The sequence below is a fragment of the Dolichospermum sp. UHCC 0260 genome (genome assembly GCF_009711985.1).
Classification (GTDB): Bacteria; Cyanobacteriota; Cyanobacteriia; order Cyanobacteriales; family Nostocaceae; genus Dolichospermum; species Dolichospermum lemmermannii.
Window position 1 is genome coordinate 61,683 of record NZ_VIKZ01000033.1, and the last position, 4,840, is coordinate 66,522.

Sequence of the window (4,840 nt, forward strand, 5' to 3'; positions counted from 1 at the left end):
ACAACTAACAACTAACACAGTATACACAAATGACAAATTTCCAGGAACGCGGGCATCTGCTCACCGAACAAGTTAATCCCCATAGTCTCAATTTAGACCAACTCAACTCTTTAGAGTTGGTAGAATTATTTAATAGCGAAGACCAAAAGGCAGTAGCAGCAGTAGCAGCGGCTAAAGTTCAGTTAGCAGCAGCTATTGACCTCGCAGCAGAAAAACTGCGTCAAGGTGGCCGTTTATTTTATGTGGGTGCAGGGACAAGTGGCAGATTAGGAGTATTAGATGCTGCCGAGTGTCCACCTACTTTCTGTACTTCCCCAGAATTGGTACAAGGGATTATTGCTGGTGGTGCGGGAGCATTAGTCCGCAGTTCCGAGGATTTGGAAGATCGAGCGGAAGATGGGGAAACTGCGATCGCGCAACGACAAATCACGCAACTGGATGTAGTCGTCGGCATCACGGCTGGGGGAACAACGCCTTTCGTTCACGGTGCCATTAATGCAGCGCGTCAACGGGGGGCTAAGACTATTTTTATAGCCTGTGTTCCCACAGAACAAGTCGGTATTGAAGTTGATATTGATATTCGTTTATTGACAGGACCAGAAATTTTAGCTGGTTCTACTCGCTTAAAAGCGGGGACGGTGACAAAATTAGTGTTAAATACCCTTTCGACTGGGGTAATGGTTAAACTAGGTAAAGTGTATGGGAATCGCATGGTTGATGTCGCTGTCACGAATCAAAAATTACATGATCGCGCTTTACGGATCTTACAAGACTTAACTAGTTTAAGTCGAGAAGCAGCCGGGTTTTTACTAGAACATAGTGGTAAATCGGTTAAATTGGCATTATTAATGCACTGGACTGGTTTAGACCAAGAATTTGGGAAACAACTACTAGCCAGCCATCAAGGCAATCTTCGACTGGCTGTAACTAGCTGTCAACCAGACATAAAAGCCAAGAATAAGAAAAGTCAGGAATAATTCAATCTAAATTCTGATTCGGTGACGAACTGTTTTTTTCGGGCTACGCATCTTTTAAAAACATCTTTTTTTTGACAGAAGCTCTAAACTGGTGCAAATGAGTGTTTCTTATCTGTTCCCAGTTAAGAGTTTCCTTCTTTTGTAATTTATGTGATTAGGTACTAATTTAAAGTTGTCTGACTACAGGTTTACCGTCAATAACTTCACCAACAAGCACGATATCTGCACAATTGACGAAAATGCCATTTTCCAAAACACCAGGAATATTATTCAGGGTTTTTTCCAGGTTTACAGGGTCATCAATGCTATCGAATGTGACATCCAAAACCATGTTACCTTGATCAGTGATCACAGGTCCGGCTTTTCTCACACCCATCCGCAATTCTGGCTTACCACCAAGTGCTTTAATGGCATTAGTGACGGGGGTAAGTGCCATAGGGATGACTTCAACTGGTACAGCGAAACTAGAACCCAAGCGCTCTACTAACTTACCACCATCAACGACGACAATAAACTGTGTTGCTAGGTAATCTACAACTTTTTCGCGGGTATGTGCCGCACCACCACCTTTAATCAAGTTTTTGTGGGGGTCTACTTCATCTGCCCCATCTATGGCAATATCAATATGGTCTACAGCGTCTAAAGTGGTGAGGGGAACGCCATACTCTTTTGCTAACACTTCTGATTGAAATGAGGTGGGGATACCGACAATATCTTTGAGTTCCCCTGATTTGAGGCGTTCTCCTAAATACTGAATGGTGTAAGCTGTGGTTGAACCTGTACCCAAACCAACTATTGAACCGGATTTTACTAAATTGGCCGCCGCTTTGCCAACTTCTTGCTTCATCAATTTAACTGGATCTGCTGGTATGGACATTCTTTAACTCCTGAACAATTAAGGCTATAGAAAATACTATCACAGCCAACTATATTATAAAATTGGTAATGAGAATTTAGAATTTAGAATTTAGAATTTAGAATTGAGGATTGAGAACTAAAACTCCCTTGATTTTTGATTTCTGAGCGAAATTTTGGATTTTATTTACAGACAATTTGTTATAAAGATAAAGGTTTATCAATTATATTTAAAAAATCTTTATTTTTAATTATCTAGAAAATCAGCAACTTCAATTATGCAATCACCGTCAATATTAGTAATACAGTTATAAAATAATAGTCGCAATGAAAAAATTACTAGGGATATTGACTTTAATCACACTGCTCGAAAATTCCCCAATTATTGCCCAAGAACAATCACCAGATCCAATACCTGTTACTAGTTCAGAGTATATACAAAAGGTAGTTGATTCTAAGTTAATGGATAACCTTCCCGATGGTAAATTTTATCAGGATAAGTTAATTAGTCGTGCAGAATTAGCATCAATTTTAGTGAAGGCATTTTATTTAGATAAACGGGCTATTATTCCTGAGAAAAAATCTCTATTTATCCCTGATGTTCCTCCTTCTCATTGGGCATATAAAGATGTTCAGATAGTTTTGAAAACTGATATTATGAAAGGTTATCGAGGAAATCTATTTTTCCCCAATCAAAGGGTTACTAGAGCCGAAGGTTTAGCGATTTTTGCCCAAGCTTATGGGGTTTTCCAATTTTCTGAGCAAACCGTTAATAAAATTCTTTCATTACATCCAGATGCTATAAATATACCTGATTGGGCTAGGAAAGCTATCGCTACAGTCATTGCTGAAGAATTTGTGAATATGGATACACAAAGTAATATTTACCCACAACACCCCATGACAAGAGGAGATTTAGCTTATGTGCTGAGTAAGTATTTACAACGTCAACAGCAGGAATCAGAAACACCTGTAATTCCCAGTATTTCTCCATTTTAAGCCAAAAACTTGTTTACACAGCGAACAAACATTTCCACACCTATTGGTAAAGCCGTTTCATCAAAATCAAATCGGGGATGATGATGAGGATAATCTAATTTTTTCTCTGGATTTGCAGAACCAAGAAAAAAGTAACAACCGGGAACTTCTTGCAAGAAAAACGACATATCTTCCCCACCCATTGTTTGACACTCAGGAACGATACCAATGGGGGTTTCTATCACTTCCTCTGCAACTGAACGAACTAATGCTGCGATTTCCGCATCATTGATAACCGGTGGATAAAGATGAATATAATCTAAGTCATAATTTGCACCGTGACTTTGACAAATTCCCTCAACAATTTGTTGAATGCGTTCTTTAAAAAAACCTGCTAAATCAGGATTAAAATATCTCACTGTCCCACCCATTCTTGCGGTATCAGCAATCACATTAACTGCTGTGCCGGCGTGGAGTTCTCCCACTGTCACCACAGCCGCATCAATGGGGTTAATATTACGGGAAACAATAGTTTGTAAAGCATTGACTATTTGCGCCGCTATCACGATAGAATCTACTGTTTGCTGAGGAATTGCCCCATGTCCACCTTTACCAAAAATGGTGCAGCGAAACAATTCTACAGCGGCCATTAATGCCCCAGCGCGGACTCCCACAGTTGCCAATGGCAGATTATTCCATAAGTGTAAACCGATAATGGCATCAACATCAGGGTTCTTCAATACACCTGCTGCGATCATCGGTTTTGCCCCACCGGGACCTTCTTCGGCGGGTTGGAAGATAATTTTTACTGTGCCACTAAAGTCTTGTCGGTGTTGATTGAGGTAATATGCCGTACCCAGAGCGATCGCTGTATGTCCATCATGTCCACAAGCGTGCATCACACCATCATGTTGAGAACAATAGGGAACTTCATTCTCTTCTTGAATAGGTAAAGCATCCATATCCGCCCGTATTGCTAATACTTTACCATGCCCAGATTTTTCACCTTTAATAATCGCCACAATTCCCGTTTCTGCAATACCTGTTTGATGTGCAATTCCCCAACTTTGTAACTTTTCGGCAATAAACTCAGCGGTAATCTTTTCCTGAAAACCTAATTCTGGTTTTTGGTGAATTTGTCTTCTCCACTCTACTAATTGCGGTTGCAAAGCCCGAATTGCTAACCGCACATTTTTAAGATTTACCGTTGAAGCCAAAGGAAATGTAGAAACCATATTTATCAATTAAAAATTAACAATTAAAAAACTCTTCCCCATTACCCATTACCAATTACCCATTAGCTACAATATATTTCCCAATCTAAAGCCGCAGCAACTTTTGCAAGTTGTTCCAAATCTCTGGGATTTTCTAGATAGGGAACACAACCTAAAACGGGAATATTTGTCAATGATTGAATTAACTCTGGTGGTGTTAAATCAGCAATTTCTTCCTTGGTGCGGGGTTGGGTGCAATTAAGAATAATTCCGCGCAGATTGATTTTATGTTGCCTAGCTAATGCTACATTAGCAACAGCCTGAGCGATCGCCCCCAATCTGACCGGCACCACCAAAAAAGTCTGTAATCGCCATTCACCCGCCAAATCAGCCACCGTCAACTCATCAGTAATCGGTGAACCCAAACCTCCCAAAGATTCCACCAACACAAAATCACGTTGTTTCTGCAAAGCCAACAAAGTTCGCCAAACTATCGCTAAATCAATTTGACGATTTTCCTTAGCCGCAGCTATGGGAGGGGCTAAAGGGGCTTGAAAATACAAAGGTGTAATTTCTTCTGGTGACTGTTCCAAATTAAACAGAGTTTGGTACAGTTCCCTATCACCCAACCCCGATTGAATTGGCTTCATCATCCCCAAACTACGCTGGGGATAATATTTTTGCCAATAAGCGGCTATTGCTGCTGTGATAACAGTTTTACCAGCATCCGTATCAGTTCCCGCAATCAGTAAAGTATTCAACAACGTTTTTTGCTAAAAATGACAACTTAATTTGCTTCTTTTCTTGACACTCCCC

5 protein-coding genes are annotated in these 4,840 nt (G+C 40.3%); 2 read left to right on the forward strand and 3 right to left on the reverse strand.

Going from position 1 to position 4,840, the window contains the following annotated elements; all coding sequences use genetic code 11:
• The first annotated feature begins 29 nt into the window (after window positions 1-29).
• A complete protein-coding gene (gene murQ, locus FJR08_RS14080) occupies window positions 30-977 on the forward strand; it encodes an N-acetylmuramic acid 6-phosphate etherase (protein WP_015080466.1) in 948 nt (315 codons plus the stop codon).
• 166 nt (window positions 978-1,143) lie between these two features.
• Here the strand turns inward: murQ and rpiA are convergent, their stop codons facing one another.
• Window positions 1,144-1,854, reverse strand: coding sequence for a ribose-5-phosphate isomerase RpiA (rpiA, locus tag FJR08_RS14085; protein WP_015080467.1), 711 nt, complete (start codon window positions 1,852-1,854; stop codon window positions 1,144-1,146).
• Window positions 1,855-2,159: 305 nt separating this feature from the next.
• Here rpiA and FJR08_RS14090 point away from each other — a divergent pair, with 305 nt between their 5' ends.
• Window positions 2,160-2,831 carry an S-layer homology domain-containing protein gene (locus FJR08_RS14090; protein ID WP_168633582.1) on the forward strand — a complete coding sequence of 224 codons (672 nt, stop codon included), beginning with the start codon at window positions 2,160-2,162 and terminating at the stop codon, window positions 2,829-2,831.
• Here the strand turns inward: FJR08_RS14090 and FJR08_RS14095 are convergent.
• Together FJR08_RS14095 and bioD are read right to left on the reverse strand one after the other, a co-directional pair.
• Entirely contained in the window at window positions 2,828-4,045 is a 1,218-nt protein-coding gene (locus tag FJR08_RS14095) for a M20 family metallopeptidase (RefSeq protein ID WP_168633583.1), read from the reverse strand. The two genes, FJR08_RS14090 and FJR08_RS14095, sit on opposite strands and share 4 nt — an antisense overlap.
• Before the next feature lie 62 nt (window positions 4,046-4,107).
• Window positions 4,108-4,785: a dethiobiotin synthase gene (bioD, locus tag FJR08_RS14100; protein WP_168633584.1), complete on the reverse strand. Its 678-nt coding sequence runs from the start codon at window positions 4,783-4,785 to the stop codon at window positions 4,108-4,110.
• Window positions 4,786-4,840 lie beyond the last annotated feature (55 nt).